The sequence below is a fragment of the Serratia inhibens genome (genome assembly GCF_003591175.1).
Classification (GTDB): Bacteria; Pseudomonadota; Gammaproteobacteria; order Enterobacterales; family Enterobacteriaceae; genus Serratia; species Serratia inhibens.
This window is the reverse complement of the sequence record NZ_QYYG01000004.1, coordinates 268,558-292,466: the sequence shown is the minus strand read 5'-3', so window position 1 is coordinate 292,466 and position 23,909 is coordinate 268,558. Positions and strand designations below refer to the sequence as shown.

24 protein-coding genes are annotated in these 23,909 nt (G+C 54.1%); 23 read left to right on the top strand and 1 reads right to left on the bottom strand.

Translation table 11 applies throughout. The features are described 5' to 3' along the window. Positions 1-2 precede the first annotated feature (2 nt). Positions 3-995, bottom strand: a complete 993-nt coding sequence (gene asnA, locus D4100_RS15920; RefSeq protein WP_006321828.1) for an aspartate--ammonia ligase — start codon at positions 993-995, stop codon at positions 3-5. 155 nt (positions 996-1,150) lie between these two features. Between asnA and asnC the strand changes: the two genes are divergently transcribed. The 23 genes from asnC to D4100_RS15805 all read left to right on the top strand — a co-directional run bounded on the left by asnC (position 1,151) and on the right by D4100_RS15805 (position 23,905). After that, positions 1,151-1,612 (top strand): transcriptional regulator AsnC, encoded by a 462-nt coding sequence (gene asnC / locus D4100_RS15915; RefSeq protein ID WP_004950461.1) that lies wholly within the window; start codon positions 1,151-1,153, stop codon positions 1,610-1,612. A gap of 96 nt (positions 1,613-1,708) precedes the next feature. Further along, positions 1,709-2,149 (top strand): FMN-binding protein MioC, encoded by a 441-nt coding sequence (gene mioC, locus D4100_RS15910; protein WP_006321822.1) that lies wholly within the window; start codon positions 1,709-1,711, stop codon positions 2,147-2,149. A gap of 381 nt (positions 2,150-2,530) precedes the next feature. Further along, positions 2,531-4,420, top strand: a complete 1,890-nt coding sequence (mnmG, locus tag D4100_RS15905; protein ID WP_119804753.1) for a tRNA uridine-5-carboxymethylaminomethyl(34) synthesis enzyme MnmG — start codon at positions 2,531-2,533, stop codon at positions 4,418-4,420. A gap of 137 nt (positions 4,421-4,557) precedes the next feature. Next, positions 4,558-5,178: a 16S rRNA (guanine(527)-N(7))-methyltransferase RsmG gene (gene rsmG, locus D4100_RS15900; protein WP_006321814.1), complete on the top strand. Its 621-nt coding sequence runs from the start codon at positions 4,558-4,560 to the stop codon at positions 5,176-5,178. Positions 5,179-5,816: 638 nt separating this feature from the next. Beyond that, the gene (atpI, locus tag D4100_RS15895; RefSeq protein ID WP_006321811.1) at positions 5,817-6,200 is read left to right on the top strand and encodes a F0F1 ATP synthase subunit I; all 384 of its coding nucleotides are present in this window, start codon (positions 5,817-5,819) and stop codon (positions 6,198-6,200) included. Between the two features lie 21 nt (positions 6,201-6,221). Continuing rightward, positions 6,222-6,998, top strand: coding sequence for a F0F1 ATP synthase subunit A (gene atpB, locus D4100_RS15890; RefSeq protein WP_119804752.1), 777 nt, complete (start codon positions 6,222-6,224; stop codon positions 6,996-6,998). A gap of 49 nt (positions 6,999-7,047) precedes the next feature. Further along, positions 7,048-7,287: a F0F1 ATP synthase subunit C gene (atpE, locus tag D4100_RS15885; protein WP_004093904.1), complete on the top strand. Its 240-nt coding sequence runs from the start codon at positions 7,048-7,050 to the stop codon at positions 7,285-7,287. A gap of 55 nt (positions 7,288-7,342) precedes the next feature. Further along, entirely contained in the window at positions 7,343-7,813 is a 471-nt protein-coding gene (atpF, locus tag D4100_RS15880) for a F0F1 ATP synthase subunit B (protein ID WP_004950476.1), read from the top strand. Positions 7,814-7,827: 14 nt separating this feature from the next. Then, the gene (atpH, locus tag D4100_RS15875; RefSeq protein ID WP_006321798.1) at positions 7,828-8,361 is read left to right on the top strand and encodes a F0F1 ATP synthase subunit delta; all 534 of its coding nucleotides are present in this window, start codon (positions 7,828-7,830) and stop codon (positions 8,359-8,361) included. 12 nt (positions 8,362-8,373) lie between these two features. Beyond that, positions 8,374-9,915, top strand: coding sequence for a F0F1 ATP synthase subunit alpha (gene atpA, locus D4100_RS15870; RefSeq protein WP_006321797.1), 1,542 nt, complete (start codon positions 8,374-8,376; stop codon positions 9,913-9,915). A gap of 59 nt (positions 9,916-9,974) precedes the next feature. Continuing rightward, positions 9,975-10,838 (top strand): F0F1 ATP synthase subunit gamma, encoded by an 864-nt coding sequence (gene atpG, locus D4100_RS15865; RefSeq protein ID WP_006321796.1) that lies wholly within the window; start codon positions 9,975-9,977, stop codon positions 10,836-10,838. A gap of 32 nt (positions 10,839-10,870) precedes the next feature. After that, complete coding sequence (atpD, locus tag D4100_RS15860; RefSeq protein WP_004950488.1) at positions 10,871-12,253, top strand: F0F1 ATP synthase subunit beta; 1,383 nt, start codon at positions 10,871-10,873, stop codon at positions 12,251-12,253. Between the two features lie 20 nt (positions 12,254-12,273). Next, positions 12,274-12,693: a F0F1 ATP synthase subunit epsilon gene (locus tag D4100_RS15855; RefSeq protein WP_004950490.1), complete on the top strand. Its 420-nt coding sequence runs from the start codon at positions 12,274-12,276 to the stop codon at positions 12,691-12,693. Between the two features lie 296 nt (positions 12,694-12,989). Continuing rightward, positions 12,990-14,360 carry a bifunctional UDP-N-acetylglucosamine diphosphorylase/glucosamine-1-phosphate N-acetyltransferase GlmU gene (gene glmU / locus D4100_RS15850; RefSeq protein WP_006321791.1) on the top strand — a complete coding sequence of 457 codons (1,371 nt, stop codon included), beginning with the start codon at positions 12,990-12,992 and terminating at the stop codon, positions 14,358-14,360. Positions 14,361-14,644: 284 nt separating this feature from the next. After that, positions 14,645-16,474: a glutamine--fructose-6-phosphate transaminase (isomerizing) gene (gene glmS / locus D4100_RS15845; RefSeq protein WP_006321790.1), complete on the top strand. Its 1,830-nt coding sequence runs from the start codon at positions 14,645-14,647 to the stop codon at positions 16,472-16,474. 335 nt (positions 16,475-16,809) lie between these two features. Then, a complete protein-coding gene (gene pstS, locus D4100_RS15840; RefSeq protein ID WP_006321789.1) occupies positions 16,810-17,850 on the top strand; it encodes a phosphate ABC transporter substrate-binding protein PstS in 1,041 nt (346 codons plus the stop codon). An 88-nt stretch (positions 17,851-17,938) separates the two neighbouring features. Then, on the top strand, positions 17,939-18,895 hold the full coding sequence (gene pstC, locus D4100_RS15835; RefSeq protein WP_006321788.1) for a phosphate ABC transporter permease PstC: 957 nt from the start codon (positions 17,939-17,941) through the stop codon (positions 18,893-18,895). Position 18,896: 1 nt separating this feature from the next. Further along, complete coding sequence (gene pstA, locus D4100_RS15830; protein ID WP_006321787.1) at positions 18,897-19,787, top strand: phosphate ABC transporter permease PstA; 891 nt, start codon at positions 18,897-18,899, stop codon at positions 19,785-19,787. A 54-nt stretch (positions 19,788-19,841) separates the two neighbouring features. Then, positions 19,842-20,612 carry a phosphate ABC transporter ATP-binding protein PstB gene (gene pstB, locus D4100_RS15825; RefSeq protein ID WP_369982368.1) on the top strand — a complete coding sequence of 257 codons (771 nt, stop codon included), beginning with the start codon at positions 19,842-19,844 and terminating at the stop codon, positions 20,610-20,612. A 14-nt stretch (positions 20,613-20,626) separates the two neighbouring features. Further along, positions 20,627-21,361, top strand: a complete 735-nt coding sequence (phoU, locus tag D4100_RS15820; RefSeq protein ID WP_006321786.1) for a phosphate signaling complex protein PhoU — start codon at positions 20,627-20,629, stop codon at positions 21,359-21,361. A 169-nt stretch (positions 21,362-21,530) separates the two neighbouring features. Continuing rightward, positions 21,531-22,370: an ABC transporter substrate-binding protein gene (locus D4100_RS15815; RefSeq protein WP_006321785.1), complete on the top strand. Its 840-nt coding sequence runs from the start codon at positions 21,531-21,533 to the stop codon at positions 22,368-22,370. Between the two features lie 79 nt (positions 22,371-22,449). Next, the gene (locus tag D4100_RS15810) at positions 22,450-23,163 is read left to right on the top strand and encodes an amino acid ABC transporter permease (RefSeq protein ID WP_119804751.1); all 714 of its coding nucleotides are present in this window, start codon (positions 22,450-22,452) and stop codon (positions 23,161-23,163) included. 1 nt (position 23,164) lies between these two features. Beyond that, complete coding sequence (locus D4100_RS15805; RefSeq protein ID WP_006321782.1) at positions 23,165-23,905, top strand: amino acid ABC transporter permease; 741 nt, start codon at positions 23,165-23,167, stop codon at positions 23,903-23,905. Positions 23,906-23,909: the final 4 nt, after the last annotated feature.

The following is a 23,909-nucleotide window of genomic DNA, read 5'->3' as shown; positions in this document are numbered from 1 at the left end:
GATTACAACAGCCCTTCGACCGCTTCACGCACTTGCGGCGACCACACGCCGCATTGCACCTGGCCGATATGCGACAGTTGCAACAACAGCATGACCAAACGCGACTGTCCGATACCACCACCAATGGTCTGCGGCATATCGCCGCGCAGCAGCGACTGGTGCCACTCCAGCTTGAGGCGATCTTCATCGCCAGTCAGCGACAATTGGCGTTTCAACGCGTCGGCGTCAACGCGGATCCCCATAGAAGAGAGTTCAAAGGCATCCTGCAATACCGGGTTCCACACCACGATATCGCCGTTCAGGCCAGCCAGCCCTTCTGCTGCCGGCGTGGTCCAGTCATCATAATCCGGTGCACGCACATCGTGAGATTTGCCATGCGACAGCTTGCCGCCGATACCGATCAGGAATACCGCACCCAATTCTTTGGCAATAGCCCGCTCACGGCCTTTGGCATCCAGCTCAGGGTAACGTTGCAACAGGGTTTCGCTGTGAACAAAGTGGATTTGCTCCGGCAGGAACGGGGTTAAGCCGTATTCGCGGCTCACTTCGGCTTCCGTAGCCTTAATAGCCGCATAAATGCTGCGCACGGTGCTTTGCAAGTAATCCTGGCTGCGTTCGCCATCGCCCATTACCCGTTCCCAATCCCATTGATCAACGTAAACCGAATGGATCGCGCTAAGACGATCTTCATCCGGGCGCAGCGCTTTCATATGGGTATACAGGCCTTCACCTGCGCCGAAATCATAGCTGCCCAAGGTTTTGCGTTTCCACTTGGCCAGCGAATGCACTACTTCGAAAGTGGCGTCCGGTAAGGTTTTCACCTTCACTTGCACCGCTTTTTCGCTGCCGGACAGGTTGTCCTGAGTTCCGTCGCCCAGGCGGCTGAGGATAGGCGCTTGCACTTCGATCAGGCCAAGCTGCTGTTCCAGTTGGCGAGAGAAGAAGGATTTGACCAGGCTGATTTGTTGTTGTTTTTGGATAAACTGTTTTTTCATTGCCGTTTCTCTTATAAATCTGTCTCTGTTGCCATCGATTAAGCAACATAACGGCACTAAAATTCAATATACGATAATCAATATTGCCTTTTCACTTTTAATCATTCATTTTTAGGCGGTGATAATTCAACAATCAGCAATTAATGGGGGTTTAAATGGCGGAAAATTACCAGATCGATAATCTCGATCGCGGCATTCTCAACGCCCTTATGGAGAACGCACGCACGCCCTATGCCGAACTGGCGAAGAACTTTGCCGTCAGTCCCGGCACCATTCATGTGAGGGTAGAGAAAATGAAGCAGGCCGGTATCATTACCGGCGCACGGGTAGACGTAAACCCCAAACGGCTGGGTTACGACGTCTGCTGTTTTATCGGCATTATATTAAAGAGTGCCAAAGACTATCCTTCCGCGCTAAAAAAACTCGAAAGCCTGGAGGAAGTGGTCGAGGCCTACTACACCACTGGCCACTACAGCGTATTTATCAAAGTGATGTGCCGCTCCATAGATGCATTGCAACAGGTACTTATCAACAAGATCCAGACGATTGACGAGATCCAGTCCACTGAAACCCTGATCTCGCTGCAGAACCCCATCATGCGTACCATCACACCTTAGTCAGTTAATTAGTATACCCATATTATCCACAGGTAGATCCCAGCCGATTCACAGCGTACAATGCTGCGACTTCGAGAAGGCTGGGATCATTCATTCATGGCAGACATAACTCTGATCAGTGGCAGTACGCTTGGCAGCGCCGAGTATGTAGCCGAACATCTGGCTGAAAAACTGGAAGAAGCGGGTTTCACTACCGAGATGCTTCACGGCCCTGAATTGGATGAGCTGACTCTGTCCGGGCGCTGGCTGGTGGTGTCTTCAACCCACGGCGCCGGCGACTTGCCAGATAATCTGCAGCCGCTTCTGGAACAAATAGAAGAACAGCGGCCTGACTTATCGCAGGTAGAGTTCGGTGCCGTCGGTTTAGGCAGCTCTGAATACGATACCTTCTGTGGCGCGATCCAACGGATCAACGATCTTTTGATCGTCTGCGGAGCGAAAAGGATCGGCGATCGGCTGGAGATCGACGTGACCAAACACGAAATTCCTGAGGATCCGGCAGAGGAATGGGTAAAAAACTGGGTTAATTTACTCTAATTTGCACAAAGATCACGCGAACGATTGTGGATAACTATGCTTAAAAGCAGGGTAAAAGCAGTAGTTATCCCAATAACAACCGTAGGTCGCTTTTTGTCCTGTGCATAACATGCCATTTAGATCCCAGCTTATAAGCAACAGGATCACCGATCATTCACAGCTAACGATCCTCCTTAATCCGCTGATCTCACTCGCGAATAATCAGTTATCCACAGAGGATCGCGATCCTAATAAGAGATCTAATAAAGAGATCTTTAAATAAAAAAGATCTTCTTTTAATTACCTAAGATCCTGACCACTTGGTCGATCGACTAAACTTGAGTAGAATCCCCCACCCCAGGGCAAACAACGATCGTTCGCAATACGGCGAGGTGCAGTTCCATGTTTTATCCAGAGCAATTTGACGTCATCATCATCGGTGGTGGCCATGCCGGTACCGAAGCCGCTATGGCTGCGGCACGCATGGGGCGTCAGACTTTATTATTGACACACAATATCGATACGCTGGGGCAGATGTCTTGCAACCCGGCGATTGGCGGTATTGGTAAAGGGCATCTGGTTAAGGAAATTGATGCACTTGGCGGCCTGATGGCCACGGCGATCGACCATGCCGGCATCCAGTTTAGGATACTAAACGCGAGCAAAGGCCCTGCCGTACGGGCAACACGTGCCCAGGCGGACCGTGTGTTGTACCGCCTGGCGGTACGCACTGCTCTGGAGAACCAGCCGAACCTGACTCTCTTCCAACAGCCTGTAGAAGATCTGATTGTGGAAAACGATCGTGTCGTCGGCGCCGTTACCCAGATGGGCCTTAAATTCCGCGCCAAAGCGGTGGTACTGACCGTAGGTACCTTCCTGGACGGCAAGATCCACATTGGTCTGGAAAATTACAGCGGTGGCCGTGCCGGGGATCCTCCGTCGATCTCGCTGTCACAGCGTCTGCGTGAGCTGCCACTGCGCGTAAACCGTTTAAAAACCGGCACGCCGCCGCGCATTGACGCACGTACCATCGATTTCAGCGTACTGGCTCCGCAGCATGGCGATACACCGATTCCGGTTTTCTCGTTCATGGGCAATGCCAATCAGCACCCGGAACAAATGGCGTGCTACATCACCCATACCAATGAAAAAACCCATGACGTGATCCGTAATAACCTCGATCGTAGCCCGATGTATGCCGGGATCATCGAAGGGATCGGCCCACGCTACTGCCCGTCGATCGAAGACAAAGTGATGCGCTTTGCCGATCGTAACGCGCACCAGATCTTCCTCGAACCGGAAGGCCTGACCAGCAATGAAATTTATCCAAACGGCATTTCCACCAGCCTGCCGTTTGACGTACAGATGCAGATCGTTCGTTCGATGGAAGGGATGCAGAATGCCCGCATCATTAGACCAGGCTATGCCATCGAATATGATTTCTTCGATCCCCGCGATCTGAAACCCACGCTGGAAAGCAAATTTATCCAGGGCCTGTTCTTCGCCGGCCAAATCAACGGCACCACCGGTTATGAAGAAGCTGCGGCCCAGGGCCTGCTGGCCGGTCTGAACGCCGGGCGCTACGCCAATGAAGACGAAGGCTGGTCGCCACGCCGCGATCAGGCCTATCTGGGCGTGCTGGTGGACGATCTCAGTACTCTCGGGACCAAAGAGCCGTACCGCATGTTCACTTCACGCGCCGAATACCGCCTGATGCTGCGTGAAGACAATGCCGACCTGCGCCTGACCGAAAAAGGCCGCGAGCTGGGCCTGGTTGACGATGCCCGCTGGGCGCGCTTTAGCGAGAAGCTGGAACATATCGAACAAGAGCGCCAGCGCTTGCGTGACATTTGGATGCATCCTCACGCCGAAAACGTCGAGCAGGTTAACGCGTTGCTGAAAGCACCGCTGTCACGCGAGGCTAACGGCGAGGAATTGCTGCGCCGTCCAGAAATGGATTACGCGCAGCTGACCACCGTCGCCGCTTTCGCACCGCCGCTGGCGGATACTCAGGCTGCCGAACAGGTTGAGATCCAGGTAAAATACGAAGGTTACATCGCTCGCCAGCAGGAAGAGATCGAAAAACAACAGCGCAACGAGAATACCGTGCTGCCGCTGGATCTCGATTATCGGCAGGTTTCCGGCCTGTCGAATGAAGTGATCGCCAAACTGAACGATCATAAACCGAACTCTATCGGCCAGGCTTCCCGTATCTCCGGCATCACTCCGGCGGCGATCTCGATCCTGCTGATTTGGCTGAAAAAGCAGGGGCTGCTGCGCCGCAGCGCATAAATCCTGTTTCTGGGCGGTCGTTTGTTTCCTTTGTGAGCAAACGGCCGCTGACATCATCCCGGGCCTGAATTATCATGGTCGCCTCATTGGCCAGCCCTGATTTGGCTTGCCGTTCCGCGCCTGTCAGAGGACACGTTGTGCAGAAAAAATTAGATTCGCTGCTCTCGGCGGCAGGTATTGCGCTTCCCGATCAGCAAAAACAGCAGCTGTTGGGTTATGTCGGCATGCTGGATAAGTGGAACAAGGCTTATAACCTCACCTCCGTGCGCGATCCGCAGCAAATGCTGGTGCGCCATATTCTCGACAGCATCGTGGTGAATCCGCATCTGCAAGGCTCGCGTTTTATCGACGTAGGCACAGGTCCCGGCCTGCCTGGCATCCCGTTGGCCATCGTCCGTCCTGATTCACATTTCACCCTGCTGGACAGCTTGGGCAAGCGAGTGCGCTTCTTGCGCCAGGTACAGCATGAACTGGGATTGACCAATATCGAACCGGTGCAGAGCCGTGTTGAGGCTTTCCCGGCCGAACCGCCGTTTGACGGCGTCATCAGCCGCGCTTTCGCTTCGCTGCAGGATATGCTGTCCTGGTGCCATCATCTGCCGGCAAAAGGGCAGGGCAGGTTCTATGCGCTGAAAGGGGTACGCCCGGATGAAGAGCTGGCCCAGCTGCCTGAAGGCATAGTGCTGGAGTCGGTGGTGCGTCTGCAGGTGCCGGAACTCGAAGGTGAACGCCATTTGGTGGTACTTAAGGCAAACTGAGTTTGCTTTCGATCAAATAAGCGTGAATTAAAAGATAGTGCCCAAAGTAAAAATAAGCAGGCTAACCAAATGCGGTTTTTTTAGTTAATTTACTTTTTATTAACACAAAAAGCGCCGTTAATTAGCGACAATAAGGTAATTGCATTTTGAAATAGTCACGTTAGCAACGATAGGCGAACGATTCTGCTTTGCTGCTAATGTTAATTGGCTGTTGTAATATTAGCCCGGAAGCTGTCAATAAAAGGTTTTTATCGGGTGTATGGATTGTTTTTGAACAGTTAACTTGTAATGTTTTGATTTGTAATGTCTTTTGATCACTCAATTAGCTAAAGACAGTTTAGGCTACGATGAGCTATAAATCAGGACGAGACATTATTGTGAGCGGCTTCGCGTTTCTTGGTGCAATGCTGGAATAATCAGACAATTAAATTAGCCCTATTATTCCGACCGTTTTCTTGTGAAAATGGCCTCAAATGGGGGAATTTAAATAATTGTTCACCTTTTCGCTACTTATCGATTGAATTCGTTGGTATGCCCCGTATAATTTGCTCGTTTTTTGCTGCTTGACTCAGGACAGCAAAGACAGTTTTATACGTCACTCAGCATACCCCCTCTGGGGTACGGAGAGAACAAACGTCATGTCTGTGTCCCTTTACAGCGGAAAAGTAGCACGCAAACTGCTGTTTCTGCAGTTAATGACGTTTGTTCTGATCAGCGCTGTTTTCTTGCTGAAAAGCCTGGAATGGAGCGCTTCGGCATTGGCTGGTGGTCTCGCCGCCTGGTTGCCGAGTGCAATGTTTATGCTGTTTGCCTTGCGCCATCAGGCGCAGACGCCGGCGCCCGGTCGGGTTGCCTGGTCGTTCGCCATAGGCGAGGGGCTAAAGGTCGTGATCACCATAGTTTTGCTGATCGTGGCGCTTGGGGTGTTCAAGGCGGAATTTATACCGCTTGGCCTGACCTATTTAGCGGTGTTAGTGGTGCAAATTTTGGCACCCGCCGTGATTAACAGTTACCGAAATTAACTAAATAAGGGTAGAGGCATCATGTCTGCAGAGGGATACAACAGTCCACAGGAGTATATCGGTCACCACCTGACGCAGCTTCAGGTCGGGACTGGTTTTTGGTCGATTAACCTCGACTCGATGTTTTTCTCCGTTGTCCTCGGGGTTCTGTTCCTGGTGGTTTTCCGCAGGGTTGCCAAAAACGCCACCAGCGGCGTGCCGGGTAAACTGCAAACCGCAGTGGAACTGGTCGTCGGGTTTGTCGACAGCAGCGTGCGCGATATGTACCACGGCAAGAGCAAAGTCATTGCTCCACTGGCGTTGACCGTGTTCGTCTGGGTATTCCTGATGAACATGATGGACCTGATTCCGGTAGATTTCCTGCCGTTTATCGGGGCTCATCTTGGTCTGCCTGCACTGCGCGTAGTACCAACCGCGGACGTGAACGTGACCTTGTCGATGGCGTTGGGCGTATTTATCCTGATTCTGTTCTACAGCATCAAAATGAAAGGCGTTGGCGGGTTCGTTAAAGAGTTAACCATGCAGCCGTTCAACCACCCTGTATTCATTCCTATCAACCTGATTCTTGAAGGTGTCAGCCTGCTGTCCAAGCCTGTTTCACTGGGCCTGCGACTGTTCGGCAACATGTATGCGGGTGAGTTGATCTTCATCCTGATTGCCGGCCTGTTGCCGTGGTGGTCACAGTGGGTCCTGAGCTTGCCTTGGGCTATCTTCCACATCCTGATCATTACGCTTCAAGCCTTTATTTTCATGGTTCTGACGATTGTCTATCTGTCGATGGCATCTGAAGAGCACTGATTTTCTTAAAACACTTGCACTTTTAAACTGAAACAAACTGGAGACTGTCATGGAAAACCTGAGTATGGATCTGCTGTACATGGCTGCCGCTGTGATGATGGGTTTAGCGGCAATCGGTGCTGCGATCGGTATCGGCATCCTGGGTGGTAAATTCTTGGAAGGCGCTGCACGTCAGCCTGACCTGATTCCTCTGCTGCGTACACAGTTCTTTATCGTTATGGGTCTGGTTGACGCCATCCCGATGATCGCTGTTGGTCTGGGTCTGTACGTGATGTTTGCTGTCGCGTAAGTAGAGAATTTCTCTACACTGAAACCACTATTAACTTTTAAAGAGGCATTGTGCTGTGAATCTTAACGCAACAATCCTCGGCCAGGCCATCGCGTTCGTTCTGTTTGTCTGGTTCTGCATGAAGTATGTATGGCCGCCGATTATGGCTGCCATCGAGAAGCGTCAGGGAGAAATTGCTGACGGTCTCGCTTCTGCAGAGCGTGCCAAAAAAGATTTGGACTTAGCGCAAGCCAATGCGACCGACCAGCTGAAAACTGCTAAAGCAGAAGCTCAGGTGATCATCGAGCAAGCAAACAAACGCAAAGCTCAGATCATGGATGAAGCGAAAGCCGAAGCCGAGCAGGAACGTAACAAAATCGTGGCGCAGGCTCAGGCTGAGATCGAAGCCGAACGTAAGCGCGCTCGTGAAGAGTTGCGTAAGCAAGTCGCGATGCTGGCAATTGCCGGCGCCGAGAAGATCATCGAACGTTCCGTGGATGAAGCTGCTAACAGCGACATCGTTGATAAACTGGTCGCTGAACTGTAAGGAGGGAGGGGCTGATGTCTGAATTTGTAACTGTAGCTCGCCCCTACGCCAAAGCAGCTTTTGACTTTGCCGTTGAGCACCAAAGCGTAGAGCGCTGGCAGGATATGCTGGCGTTTGCGGCTGTTGTCACTCGCAATGAACAAATTTCTGAACTGCTGTCTGGCGCTGTCGCGCCGGAGACGCTGTCCAAAACGTTCATCGCTGTTTGTGGCGATCGGCTCGACGAACATGGCCAGAACTTTATCCGTGTAATGGCCGAAAATGGACGTTTACTGGTTCTTCCTGCGGTGCTGCAGCAGTTCATCGAACTGCGCGCGTTGCTGGAATCCACCGTCGAAGTCGAAGTGCTCTCTGCGAGCGTACTTAACGACGAACAGCAGGCTAAAATTGCCGCTGCGATGGAAAAACGTCTGTCACGCAAAGTTAAGCTGAATTGCAAAATTGACAAGTCTGTTCTGGCTGGCGTGATTATCCGCGCCGGCGATATGGTGATTGATGGCAGCGTTCGCGGTCGTCTTGAACGCCTGACAGACGTCTTGCAGTCTTAAGGGGACTGGAGCATGCAACTGAATTCCACCGAAATCAGCGAACTGATCAAGCAGCGCATTGCTCAGTTCAATGTGGTGAGCGAAGCTCACAATGAAGGTACTATTGTTTCCGTCAGTGACGGGATCATCCGCGTACACGGTCTGGCCGAAGTTATGCAGGGCGAAATGATCGCGCTGCCAGGCAACCGTTACGCAATCGCATTGAACCTGGAGCGCGACTCCGTAGGTGCCGTGGTTATGGGTCCGTACGCGGATCTGGCCGAAGGCATGAAGGTAAAATGTACCGGCCGTATTCTGGAAGTTCCGGTTGGCCGTGGCCTGCTGGGCCGTGTAGTTAACACCTTGGGCGCACCTATCGACGGTAAAGGCCCGGTTGATAACGACGGTTTCTCCCCGGTTGAAGCTATTGCCCCTGGTGTTATCGAGCGTCAATCCGTTGATCAGCCGGTTCAGACTGGCTACAAATCTGTTGATGCGATGATTCCAATCGGCCGTGGTCAGCGTGAGCTGGTGATCGGTGACCGTCAGACCGGTAAAACCGCTCTGGCCATCGATGCGATCATCAACCAACGCGACTCCGGTATCAAATGTGTTTACGTGGCTATCGGCCAGAAAGCGTCCACCATCGCTAACGTGGTTCGCAAACTGGAAGAGCACGGCGCATTGGCAAACACCATCGTTGTGGTTGCTACCGCGTCTGAGTCCGCTGCACTGCAATATCTGGCGCCATATGCCGGTTGCGCAATGGGTGAATACTTCCGTGACCGCGGCGAAGATGCACTGATTGTTTACGATGACCTGTCCAAACAGGCCGTTGCTTATCGTCAGATCTCCCTGCTGCTTCGTCGTCCACCAGGTCGTGAAGCTTACCCAGGCGACGTATTCTACCTCCACTCCCGTTTGCTGGAGCGTGCTGCGCGTGTAAACGCCGACTACGTCGAAGCCTTCACCAAAGGTGAAGTCAAAGGTCAAACCGGTTCACTGACCGCTCTGCCGATCATTGAAACCCAGGCGGGTGACGTTTCCGCGTTCGTTCCGACCAACGTAATCTCGATTACCGATGGTCAGATCTTCCTGGAATCCAACCTGTTTAACTCCGGTATTCGTCCGGCAGTTAACCCGGGTATCTCTGTATCCCGTGTGGGCGGTGCAGCGCAAACCAAGATCATGAAAAAACTGTCCGGTGGTATTCGTACCGCGCTGGCACAGTACCGTGAACTGGCTGCGTTCTCTCAGTTCGCTTCCGATCTGGATGATGCGACCCGCAAACAGCTGAGCCACGGTCAGAAAGTGACCGAGCTGCTGAAACAGAAACAGTATGCGCCGATGTCCGTCGCACAACAGTCTCTGGTGCTGTTTGCCGCTGAACGTGGCTACCTGAACGACGTTGAAGTCGCGAAAGTCGTGAGCTTCGAAGCCGCGCTGGTTGCTTACGCAGACCGCGAGCATGCCGAGTTGCTGAACCACATCAACCAAACTGGCAATTTCAATGACGAGATCGAGGGCAAGCTGAAAGCTATCCTCGAGACCTTCAAGAAAACCCAGTCCTGGTAACGCCTAACGGTCCTGCTGTTGAAAGACAGCAGGCCGTCTGGTAATGAGGAGAAGCAGAGATGGCCGGCGCAAAAGAGATACGTAGTAAGATCGCGAGCGTGCAAAACACGCAAAAGATCACTAAAGCGATGGAAATGGTCGCCGCCTCCAAAATGCGTAAATCGCAGGAACGCATGGCGGCCAGCCGTCCTTATGCAGAGACCATGCGCAAAGTGATTGGTCACCTTGCGTTGGGTAATCTGGAATATAAGCACCCGTACCTGGATGAGCGTGACGTTAAGCGCGTCGGGTATCTGGTGGTGTCTACTGACCGTGGTCTCTGTGGCGGTTTGAACATCAACCTGTTCAAGCGGCTGTTGTCAGAGATGAAAGGCTGGTCCGAAAAAGGCGTCGAAGCTGATTTGGCGCTGATTGGCTCTAAAGCGGCTTCTTTCTTTGGTTCCGTGGGCGGCAACGTGGTTGCCCAGGTGACCGGCATGGGGGATAAACCTTCCCTGTCGGATCTGATCGGGCCGGTGAAAGTGATGCTGCAAGCCTACGACGAAGGTCGTTTGGACAAGCTGTACATTGTCAGCAACAAATTTGTCAATACGATGTCCCAGGAACCACAGATCGTTCAGCTGCTGCCGTTACCGCCTTCCGATGACGGTGAGTTGAAGAAAACGTCCTGGGATTACCTGTATGAACCCGATCCAAAAGTGCTGCTTGATACCTTGCTGCGCCGCTATGTGGAATCGCAAGTTTATCAGGGCGTCGTGGAAAACCTGGCCAGCGAGCAGGCCGCACGAATGGTAGCGATGAAAGCCGCAACCGATAACGGCGGTAGCCTGATCAAAGAGCTGCAGTTGGTATACAACAAGGCTCGTCAGGCCAGCATCACTCAGGAACTCACCGAGATCGTTTCGGGAGCCTCCGCGGTTTAAGCTAGGTTTACGAATTACGTAGAGGATTCAAGATGGCTACTGGAAAGATTATCCAGGTAATCGGCGCCGTAGTGGACGTCGAGTTCCCTCAGGATGCCGTACCGAAAGTGTACAACGCTCTTGAGGTAGAAAACGGTACCGATAAGCTGGTGCTGGAAGTTCAGCAACAGCTGGGCGGTGGCGTGGTTCGCTGTATCGCGATGGGGACCTCTGATGGTCTGCGTCGTGGTCTGAAAGTGATCGACCTGGATCACCCGATTGAAGTACCGGTAGGTAAAGCTACCCTGGGCCGCATCATGAACGTATTGGGTGAACCAATCGACATGAAAGGCGACATCGGCGAAGAAGAACGTTGGGCAATTCACCGTCCGGCGCCAAGCTACGAAGATTTGGCCAACTCCCAGGATCTGCTGGAAACCGGTATCAAGGTTATGGACCTGATCTGTCCGTTCGCTAAGGGCGGTAAAGTCGGTCTGTTCGGCGGTGCGGGCGTGGGTAAAACTGTAAACATGATGGAGCTGATCCGTAACATCGCGATCGAGCACTCCGGTTATTCCGTGTTTGCAGGCGTGGGTGAACGTACTCGTGAGGGTAACGACTTCTACCACGAAATGAACGACTCCAACGTACTGGACAAAGTATCCCTGGTTTACGGCCAGATGAACGAGCCACCGGGTAACCGTCTGCGCGTTGCTCTGACCGGTCTGACCATGGCGGAGAAATTCCGTGACGAAGGCCGCGACGTTCTGCTGTTCGTTGATAACATCTATCGTTATACCCTGGCCGGTACCGAAGTGTCCGCACTTCTGGGCCGTATGCCATCTGCGGTAGGTTATCAGCCAACGCTGGCGGAAGAGATGGGCGTTCTGCAAGAACGTATCACCTCTACCAAGACCGGTTCTATCACCTCCGTACAGGCCGTTTACGTTCCTGCGGATGACTTGACTGACCCGTCACCAGCCACCACCTTTGCCCACTTGGACGCAACCGTGGTACTGAGCCGTAATATCGCTTCTCTGGGTATCTACCCGGCCGTTGACCCGCTGGATTCCACCAGCCGTCAATTGGATCCGCTGGTAGTTGGCCAGGAGCACTACGATGTAGCGCGTGGCGTGCAGTCCATTCTGCAACGTTACCAGGAACTGAAAGATATCATCGCAATTCTGGGTATGGACGAGCTGTCAGAAGAAGACAAACTGGTCGTATCCCGTGCGCGTAAAATCCAACGCTTCCTGTCTCAGCCGTTCTTCGTGGCAGAAGTCTTTACCGGTTCTCCGGGCAAGTTCGTATCGCTGAAAGACACCATTCGTGGTTTCAAAGGCATTATGGACGGCGACTATGACCACCTGCCTGAACAAGCGTTCTACATGGTTGGCACCATTGAAGAAGCAGTGGAAAAAGCCAAGAAACTGTAACGTCTTGAGAGGAGGGTGATATGGCTATGACTTACCATCTGGATGTAGTCAGCGCGGAAAAACATATGTTTTCCGGCCTGGTGCAAAAGATCCAGGTGACAGGTAGCGAAGGCGAACTGGGGATTTTCCCTGGCCATGCGCCGCTGCTGACTGCCATCAAGCCTGGCATGGTGCGTATTGTTAAACAGCACGGTGAAGAAGAGTTCATCTACCTGTCCGGTGGTATCCTTGAGGTACAACCGAGCGTGGTAACCGTGCTGGCTGACACTGCTATCCGTGGAACGGACCTCGACGAAGCGAGAGCGCTGGAAGCTAAGCGTAAAGCTGAAGAGCATATCAGCAGCTCTCATGGCGATGTCGACTATGCTCAGGCATCTGCAGAACTGGCGAAAGCGATCGCGAAACTGCGCGTTATCGAGCTTACCAGAAGATCGATGTAATATTTTAGCGCGTGCATAACGCAGCTAAAATTAAGAAAGCGGCCTATATGGTCGCTTTTTTTTTGCTTTAAAATAAGCGTTTCAGCCTGCTGGGCATTGTGATGTATAACTCTTGGCACAGGCTAAAAATGTCTCCGATTGCCGACAGTTATGCCCAGGATGGCAGGGTGTCAGCCTGAGCTGCGGCACGCCTAGTGCCACATGGCTTGCGCCGGGTTCGTGCAGAGAAATATGTAGTAATATCGTCACTAAAGGGTTCTACTTTCGTCTATCAAAATGGAGTTATCAGGTTGCTTATGTCGAACAGCGCAATGAGTGTGGTGATCCTCGCCGCGGGCAAGGGAACACGCATGTATTCCGATCTTCCCAAAGTGTTACATCCGTTGGCCGGCAAGCCGATGGTGCAGCACGTCATTGATGCCGCGATGAAACTGGGCGCGAAAAACGTCCATCTGGTGTACGGCCACGGTGGTGACCTGCTGAAAAGCACCTTGACCGACGAGGCCTTGAACTGGGTGTTGCAGGCCGAGCAGCTGGGCACCGGCCATGCCATGCAGCAGGCTGCGCCGCATTTTGCCGATGATGAAGACGTCCTGATGCTATACGGCGACGTGCCGTTGATCTCCGTCGATACGCTCACGCGCCTGCTGGCGGCGAAGCCGCAGGGTGGCATTGGCCTGCTGACGGTGAAGCTGGCTGACCCAAGCGGTTACGGCCGCATCGTGCGTGAGAACGACGATGTAGTGGGTATCGTTGAGCACAAGGATGCCAGCGAAGCCCAGCGCCAGATTACTGAAATCAATACCGGTATTTTGGTCGCTAATGGGCGCGATCTGAAGCGCTGGCTGGGGATGCTGAACAACGACAATGCGCAGGGTGAATTCTACATCACGGATATCATTGCGCTGGCCCATGCCGACGGTAAGAAAATTGAAGCGGTGCATCCGTCACGCCTGAGCGAAGTGGAAGGCGTGAATAACCGGCTGCAGCTGTCACGGCTTGAGCGTATCTATCAGGCAGAACAATCTGAAAAATTGCTGCTGGCAGGCGTAATGCTGCTGGATCCGGCGCGTTTTGACCTGCGTGGGGAACTTGTGCACGGCCGCGATATCTCTATTGATGCTAATGTCATCATCGAAGGATCGGTAAAGCTGGGGGATCGGGTGAAGATCGGTGCCGGCTGCGTACTGAAAAACTGCGTGATCGGTGATGACTGCGAAATCAGCCCCTACAGCGTGCTGGAAGATGCGGTGCTGGAAGCGGCCTGTACGGTGGGGCCTTTTGCCCGTTTACGCCCGGGCGCAGAATTGGCGGAAGGCGCTCACGTCGGTAATTTCGTGGAGATAAAAAAAGCGCGTCTGGGTAAAGGCTCTAAAGCAGGCCATCTGAGCTACCTGGGCGATGCCGAAATTGGCGATGATGTGAATATCGGCGCTGGTACCATTACCTGTAACTATGATGGCGCCAATAAGCATAAAACCGTTATTGGCGACGGCGTGTTTGTCGGTTCCGACACCCAACTGGTGGCACCGGTTTCCGTTGGCAAAGGTTCCACCATTGCTGCGGGCACCACGGTCACCCGTGATATCGCTGAAAACGAGCTGGTGCTGAGCCGCGTCAAGCAGGTGCATATCCAGGGCTGGCAGCGCCCGGTGAAAAAGAGATAGCCCTTCATCTTTCGAGCTGCAGCGTTGTTGGCTTCACGCCAGAACCCCAGTCACTTACTTGAGTAAGCTCCTGGGGATTCTGGCACTTGCCGCCTAGCTGCAACCCGAAATCTATTGGGCGGTAGTTAAAAAATTATGTTTTGTATTGGGCTCCGAAGATGAGCCCAATACAAAACATAATAATCCCCATTCTCTACAGGCTCGGGGACGCACGGTAAAAACCGGCAAAATCAGGTCAAGACATCGAAAGCGCCCCGAAAGGCGTTTAATTAGGAATACAACTGATGTGTGGAATTGTAGGCGCAGTAGCGCAACGTGATATTGCAGAAATTCTGTTGGAAGGGTTACGCCGTCTCGAGTACCGCGGTTACGACTCCGCCGGTCTGGCGGTGGTTGACGCCGAAGGCAACGTAAGCCGTTTACGCCGCGTAGGCAAAGTGCATAAATTGACCGAAGCCGCAGAACAACACGAACTGCACGGTGGCACCGGTATTGCGCATACCCGCTGGGCAACGCACGGTGAACCTACCGAAGCGAATGCGCACCCGCATGTTTCCGATTACATCACCGTGGTGCATAACGGCATCATCGAAAACCACGAACCGCTGCGTGAATTGCTGATCGAGCGCGGTTATCACTTCAGCTCTGAGACCGACACCGAGGTGATTGCACACCTGGTGCATTGGGAACAGCGCCAGGGCGGTACGCTGCTGGAAGTGGTTCAGCGCGTGATCCCACAGCTGCGTGGCGCCTACGGCACCGTGGTCATGGACAGCCGCGATCCCAGCGTGCTGGTGGCTGCGCGTTCCGGTAGCCCGTTGGTTATCGGCCGCGGCGTGGGCGAAAACTTTATCGCTTCCGATCAGCTGGCTCTGCTGCCGGTAACCCGCCGCTTTATCTTCCTGGAAGAAGGCGACGTGGTGGAAGTGACCCGCCGCACCGTCAGCATTTTCGACAAACAGGGGAACGCCATCGAGCGCCCTGAGATCGAATCCAAAGTGCAGTATGACGCCGGTGACAAAGGCGCTTACCGTCACTACATGCAAAAAGAGATCTACGAACAGCCGCTGGCACTGAAAAACACCCTGGAAGGGCGTTTCAGCCATGGCCAAATCAACCTGAGCGAGCTGGGTCCGCGCGCCGATGAATTGCTGGCTAAAGTGCAGCACGTACAAATCATCGCCTGCGGCACCTCTTACCACTCCGGTATGGTGGCGCGTTATTGGTTCGAAGCGCTGGCCGGCGTGCCTTGCGACGTCGAAATTGCCTCTGAATTCCGCTACCGCAAATCTGCCGTGCGCCCGGGCAGCCTGATCATCACGTTGTCGCAGTCTGGTGAAACCGCCGATACCCTGGCGGCGTTGCGTCTGTCTAAAGAGTTGGGTTACCTCGGTTCCCTGGCGGTGTGTAACGTGGCCGGTTCTTCGCTGGTGCGTGAGTCCGATTTGGCGCTGATGACCAAAGCCGGCACTGAAATCGGCGTAGCCTCTACCAAAGCCTTCACCACCCAGCTTGCGGTGTTGTTGATGCTGGTGGCGCGTTTGGGTCGTCTGAAAGGCATGGCGGAAAGCGTTGAGCATGAAATCGTGCATGCTCTGCAGGCGTTGCCGGCGCGTATCGAACAGATGCTGTCGCTGGACAAAAACATTGAAGCGCTGGCGGAAGGTTTCTCCGACAAGCATCACGCGCTGTTCCTTGGCCGTGGCGATCAGTACCCGATCGCCATGGAAGGTGCACTGAAGCTGAAAGAGATCTCCTACATTCACGCGGAAGCCTATGCGGCAGGCGAGCTGAAACATGGCCCGCTGGCGTTGATCGACGCCGATATGCCGGTCATCGTGGTGGCGCCGAACAACGAACTGCTGGAAAAACTGAAGTCCAACATCGAAGAAGTGCGCGCGCGCGGCGGCCAGCTGTACGTGTTCGCCGATCAGGATGCCGGCTTTGTCAGCAGCGAAGGGATGACCATCATTCCATTGCCGCACGTGGAAGAAATCGTGGCGCCAATCTTCTACACCGTGCCGTTGCAGCTGCTGTCCTATCACGTGGCGCTGATCAAAGGCACCGACGTTGACCAGCCGCGTAACCTGGCGAAGTCCGTCACGGTAGAGTAATCAACTGCTGTTATGTTTGAAAAGCCGGCCTGAGCGCCGGCTTTTTGCATTACCGAATCAACGATGACAATACTGTGACACAGAGGATAAAAGTTGTCGTTTTCAAGCGGATAGCTGCGTCGGCAACGGTTTTTTATTGATTAATTATTGTGTGTTTTTGTGTTTAACATCATGATTTTTATACTATATTAATCGATTGTTTGGCGTTGTAATATAACTGTCATATTTCGTACATTTTACTGTCACCAAACTGTCCTATTTTCCCTCCTGCAGCAATACTTACTCTGATGAAAACGACTTGAAGTCGATTTTTGAATATCCCATTAGGAGGGATTATGAAACTGATGCGTACCACCGTCGCCAGTATTGTGGCAGCGACTTTCTCCCTGACCGCCGTGTCCGCGTTCGCTGCTGCCAGCCTGACCGGTGCAGGTGCGACATTCCCCGCTCCGGTGTATGCCAAGTGGGCAGATTCTTATCAGAAAGAAACCGGCAACAAAGTTAACTATCAGGGGATCGGTTCCTCTGGCGGCGTGAAGCAAATCATCGCCAACACCGTTGACTTTGGTGCCTCTGATGCCCCGTTGTCTGACGACAAACTGGCGGCTGACGGCCTGTTCCAGTTCCCTACCGTGATCGGTGGCGTGGTGCTGGCCGTAAACATCCCGGGCATCAAATCCGGTGAATTGACCCTGGACGGTAAAACGCTGGGTGACATCTACCTGGGCAACGTGAAGAAATGGAATGACCCGGCAATCACCAAGCTGAACCCGGGCGTCAAGCTGCCGGATCAGAATATCGCCGTGGTACGCCGCGCTGACGGTTCAGGCACCTCTTTCGTGTTCACCAGCTACCTGGCTAAAGCCAACGCGCAGTGGAAAGAGAAAATCGGCGCAGGCTCTACCGTTAACTGGCCAACCGGTCTGGGCGGCAAAGGCAACGACGGCATTGCCGCGTTCGTACAGCGTCTGCCTGGTTCTATCGGTTACGTTGAATACGCTTACGCCAAGCAAAACAACCTGGCTTACACCAAGCTGATTTCTGCCGACGGCAAGCCGGTCAGCCCGACTGAAGAGAGTTTCAGCAACGCGGCTAAAGGCGTGGACTGGAGCAAAACTTTCGCGCAGGACCTGACTAACCAGAAAGGCGATGACGCGTGGCCAATCACCTCCACCACCTTCATCCTGGTGCACAAAGAGCAGAAAAACCCGGCTCAGGGCGCAGAAGTGCTGAAGTTCTTTGACTGGGCGTACAAAACCGGCGCCAAGCAGGCCAACGATCTGGATTACGCCTCTCTGCCTGACGAAGTGGTTGAGCAGGTACGTGCAGCATGGAAAACCAACGTAAAAGACAGTTCCGGTAAAGCACTGTACTAAAGAACGCAGGGGCGCGGTTCACCGCGCTCCAGCCTATTTTGCAGGGCTCACCCATTGAGCTCGCCAGGGTTAAAACAGAGAGTGATCTATGGCTGAGTATAAGCCGACCATTAAAGCACCGAGTAAAAATGGTGATGTCATCTTCAGCGCGCTGGTCAAACTGGCGGCGCTGATTACCCTATTGTTGCTGGGCGGCATTATTGTTTCGCTGATTTTCGCCTCCTGGCCGAGCATGCAGAAATTCGGCTTCTCTTTCCTGTGGACCAAAGAATGGGACGCGCCTGCTGAGCAGTTCGGTGCGCTGGTTCCGATTTACGGTACCGTCGTCACGTCGCTGATTGCCCTGATTATTGCCGTACCCGTGAGTTTCGGTATCGCACTGTTCCTGACCGAGCTGGCGCCAAACTGGTTGAGACGCCCACTGGGCATCGCTATTGAGTTGCTGGCGGCAATCCCGAGTATCGTTTACGGCATGTGGGGCCTGTTCGTGTTCGCCCCGCTGTTTGCCGAATATTTCCAGACCCCGGTCGGCGACGTGCTGTCCGGCATTCCGATTGTCGGTGAGCTGTTCTCTGGCCCGGCGTTCGGTATCGGTATTCTGGCTGCCGGGGTGATCCTGGCGATTATGATTATTCCTTACATCGCTGCGGTAATGCGCGACGTGTTCGAACAAACCCCGGTGATGATGAAAGAGTCGGCTTACGGTATCGGCTGCACCACCTGGGAGGTGATGTGGCGTATCGTGCTGCCGTTTACCAAGAATGGCGTGATTGGCGGCGTGATGCTGGGACTGGGCCGCGCGCTGGGGGAAACCATGGCGGTGACCTTCATCATCGGTAACACCTACCAGCTCGACAGCGCTTCACTGTATATGCCGGGTAACAGCATTACCTCTGCGCTGGCCAACGAATTCGCCGAAGCGGAATCGGGAGTGCATACCGCCGCGCTGATGGAGCTGGGCCTGATTCTGTTTGTTATCACCTTTATCGTCCTGGCGCTGTCGAAGTTGATGATCATGCGTCTGGCCAAGAAAGAGGGGCGCTAACGTGGCGACTATGGAAATGCAAAACGACCTGGCGCTGTTGGAAAGCCGCCGCAAAATGCAGGCCTGGCGCCGCCAGAAAAACCGGCTGGCGCTGTTCCTGTCGATGGCGACCATGGTATTCGGCCTGTTCTGGCTGGTGTGGATCCTGTTCTCCACCGTGACCAAAGGCATCGACGGCATGTCGTTGGCGCTGTTCACCGAAATGACGCCGCCGCCGAACACCGCAGGCGGCGGCCTGGCCAACGCCATCGCCGGTAGCGGCTTGTTGATCCTGTGGGCCACCGTGTTCGGTACGCCGCTGGGCATCATGGCCGGCATTTACCTGGCGGAGTACGGCCGTAAATCCTGGTTGGCGGAAGTCATCCGCTTTATTAACGACATTCTGCTGTCGGCGCCATCGATAGTCGTGGGCCTGTTCGTCTACACCATTGTGGTGGCGAAAATGGAACACTTCTCCGGCTGGGCCGGGATTATCGCGCTGGCGCTGCTGCAGGTGCCGATCGTAATCCGTACCACCGAGAACATGTTGAAACTGGTGCCGGATACGCTGCGTGAGGCGGCTTACGCGCTGGGTACGCCGAAATGGCGCATGATTTCTGCCATCACGCTGAAAGCCTCGATCTCCGGCATTATTACCGGCGTGTTGCTGGCCATTGCGCGTATCGCCGGGGAAACCGCACCGCTGCTGTTTACGTCGCTGTCGAATCAGTTCTGGAGCACCGACCTGATGCAGCCGATCGCCAACCTGCCGGTCACCATTTTCAAATTCGCCATGAGCCCGTTCGCCGAATGGCAGCAGTTGGCCTGGGCCGGGGTGCTGTTGATTACCCTGTGTGTACTGTTACTGAATATCCTGGCGCGTGTGGTTTTCGCCAAGCAGAAGCATTCATAAAATTTTGAGCGCTGCCGTGGCGGCGCTGATGAAAAGAGAGAAGTCTTGATGAGTATGGTTACTGACGCTTCCAGCAGCAAAATTCAGGTACGCGATCTGAACTTCTACTATGGCAAATTCCATGCGCTGAAAAACATCACGCTGGACATTGCCAAGAACAAGGTCACCGCGTTTATCGGCCCGTCCGGCTGCGGCAAGTCCACTCTGCTGCGTACTTTCAACAAAATGTATCAGCTGTATCCCGAGCAGCGTGCTGAAGGCGGCATCCTGCTGGATGGGCAGAACATTCTGACCGATAACTCGGATATCGCTCTGCTGCGCGCCAAGGTCGGTATGGTGTTCCAGAAACCGACGCCGTTCCCGATGTCGATTTACGACAATATCGCCTTCGGCGTACGTCTGTTTGAAAAGCTGTCGCGTGCCGACATGGATGAGCGCGTACAGTGGGCGTTGACCAAGGCGGCGTTGTGGAACGAGACCAAGGACAAGCTGCACCAGAGCGGTTACAGCCTGTCCGGCGGTCAGCAACAGCGCCTGTGCATCGCACGCGGCATCGCCATCCGTCCGGACGTCTTATTGCTGGATGAGCCATGCTCGGCGCTGGATCCCATCTCCACCGGCAAAATAGAAGAGCTGATCAGCGAACTGAAGTCTGACTACACCGTGGTGATTGTGACCCACAACATGCAGCAGGCCGCGCGTTGCTCTGACTCCACGGCATTTATGTATCTGGGCGAACTGATCGAGTTCAGTGATACTGATAACCTGTTCACTGCGCCACAGAAAAAACAGACCGAAGACTACATCACCGGCCGCTACGGTTGATTACGGGAACCCAAATGGACAACCTGAATTTAAATAAACACATTTCCGGCCAGTTCAACGCAGAACTTGAGCATATCCGTACCCAGGTGTTGACCATGGGCGGGCTGGTGGAACAGCAACTGACCGACGCTATCACCGCGATGCACAATCAGGACGGTGAATTGGCCAAACGCGTTATTGAAGGTGACGCCAAGGTCAATATGATGGAAGTGGCGATCGACGAAGCTTGCGTGCGCATCATTGCCAAGCGTCAGCCGACCGCCAGCGACCTGCGCCTGGTGATGGCGATCATCAAGACCATCTCCGAGCTGGAACGTATCGGCGACGTGGCGGATAAAATTTGTCGTACCGCGCTCGAGAAATTCTCGCACCAGCATCAGCCGTTGCTGGTCAGCCTGGAGTCGCTTGGCCGCCATACCGTACAGATGCTGCATGACGTGCTGGACGCCTTTGCGCGCATGGATCTGGATGAGGCTATCCGGATATACCGCGAAGACAAGAAGGTCGATCAGGAGTATGAGGGCATTGTCCGTCAGTTGATGACGTACATGATGGAAGACACCCGCACCATTCCAAGCGTGCTGACTGCGCTGTTCTGCGCCCGTTCGATCGAGCGTATCGGTGACCGATGCCAGAACATCTGCGAATTTATTTTCTACTTCGTGAAAGGTCAGGATTTCCGCCACATTGGCGGCGATGCGCTGGAAAAACTGCTGTCTTCCGACGGCAAAGAAGAGAAAAAAGAGTAATTTTCCCCGCTAGTTACTCCCCGGAAGGCGCAGAAAACTGCGCCTTTATGCCATTTAAAGTCCTTAAAGTTAAAAAGGTTATAAATATAGCTTTTTATATTATTTCCTGACCTAAGCGGCTCTTGCTAGCTTATCAGCCAGCAGGACATCACCCACTTAGGAGCTTTTCATGAAACATCGCGCTTTGGCCTTAACTTTGTTAGCCAGCCTGACTAGCCTCGCCACCGGCGCCGCACATGCGGACAAACTCGACGACATCAAAAAAGCCGGCGTAGTGCGTATCGCGGTGTTCGACAGCAACCCGCCGTTCGGCTATATCGATCCGCAAAGCAAAAAGTTGGTCGGCTATGACGTTGATGTTGCAGACGCGATCGGCAAGGCTCTGGGCGTGAAGGTTGAGCTGCGCGCCACCAATCCGGCTAACCGCATTCCTTTGCTGGTATCCAGGAAGGTCGATTTGATCGCCGCCAACTTCACCATTACCGACGAGCGCGCCAAGGAAGTGAACTTCAGCGTGCCTTATTTCGCCACCGGCCAGAAATTTATTGCCCGTAAAGGCGTACTGAAAACCCCGGAAGACATTAAAAAGCTGCGCATAGGTGCGGATAAAGGGACGGTGCAGGAAATCACCCTGCGTGAACATTACCCAACCGCAAAAGTGATCTCTTACGACGATACCCCGCTGGCCTTTGTGGCGTTGCGTAACGGTAACGTACAGGCGATCACTCAGGATGACGCCAAGCTGGTTGGCCTGCTCGGCAACCTGCCGGCGGCGCAGAAAGCCGATTTTGAGATCTCACCGTTCAGCATCACCAAAGAGTACCAGGGCGTCGGTATTCCAAAAGGGGAAGATCGTCTGACGGCCAGCATTAACGACACGCTGATCAAGCTGGAAAAAGACGGCGAAGCGGTTAAGATCTACGACCGCTGGTTCGGTCCGGAAACCAAAACCGCCCAGCCGCGCGGCGATTTCAAGATAGCGCCTTTGGATCAACAGCCAAAAGCCTGACGATCTGGAGTGCCGAGATCTGAACGGAGGGGCGCAGCTTGCTGCGCCCCTGATGCATTTGGCAAAACAAGGATTGAACATGAATTTGGACTGGCTGCTGGCACCTCAGTATCTGGGCTGGTTATGGGATGGCTTCCTGCTGACGCTGTGGCTTTCCGCTTGCGCGAGCCTGGCGGCCACGCTGTTGGGCTTGATACTGACGGCGATGCGCGACAGTAGCCTGCGCCCGCTGCGCTGGCTGGCGGTGGGTTACAGTTCGTTGTTTCGCAATACGCCGCTGCTGGTACAGCTGTTCTTCTGGTATTTTGCCGCTGGGCAGATCCTGCCTTCCGCCGCCATGCAATGGCTGAACGCTTCGCATCAAATTGGGCCAATCGCCTGGCCGTCGTTCGAATTCCTCGCCGGCTTCTTTGGCCTGACGCTGTATTCCTCCGCCTTTATCGCCGAAGAGATCCGTTCCGGCATTCGCGGCGTCGCCGGCGGACAAAAATACGCCGCTAACGCGCTGGGGCTGACCGGTTGGCAGGCCATGCGCTACGTGGTGTTGCCGCAGGCGCTGAAAATTGCCTTTCCGCCGCTGCTGGGCCAATACATGAACGTGATAAAAAACTCTTCGCTGACCATGGCGATCGGCGTTGCCGAGCTGTCTTACGCCTCGCGTCAGGTGGAAACCGAAACGCTGCGCACCTTCCAGGCGTTCGGCGTCGCGACGGTGTTGTACATCGCCATCATTGCGTTGTTGGAAGGCTGGGGCATGTGGCGGCAGCAGCGTAAACCCCTGAGAGGGCACTAACATGGATTTCAGCGTTATTTACGACAATCTGGGGTATTTGCTGTGGGGCACCTGGCCGGATGGGCCGTTGGGCGGCGCGGCGTTGACGCTGGCGATCAGCCTGATGGCCGGTATAGCTTCGGCTGTCCTCGGTACGCTGCTGGGCGTGGCGTTGGCGATGTCGCGCGGTGTAGCTGCCGGGTTATTGGCTGCGGTACTGGGCTTTTTCCGCGCTATTCCGGTGATCATGCTGATTTTTTGGACTTATTTCTTGCTGCCGATCCTGTTTGGCGTGGATATTCCGGAGATCACCACCGTGGTCTGCGCATTGGCACTGATCGCCTCGGCCTATCTGGCCCATGCAGTGAAAGCAGGCATTGTCGCCATTGGCCCCGGCCAATGGCAGGCCGGTTTGTCGCTGGGGCTGACCCGCTGGCAAACGCTGCGCATGATTGTGCTGCCGCAGGCGTTGCGCATGATGGTGCCGTCGTTTATCAACCAGTGGATTTCCCTGATCAAGGACACCTCGCTGGCTTATATCGTCGGCGTCAGCGAACTGACCTTTCTGGCAACCCAGGTCAATAATCGCAGCATGGTGTACCCGATGGAAGTCTTCCTGTTCGTCGCCTTGGTGTACTTCGTGTTCTGCCTGGCGCTCGATCTGCTGGCCAATGCGGTCAACCGCCGCCTCAGCCCGCAGGCCAGGGCAATAAAACGCTCCTGGCGTTGGTGGCGCAACAAACCGCCGCTGCCGGCGAGTTGATCGG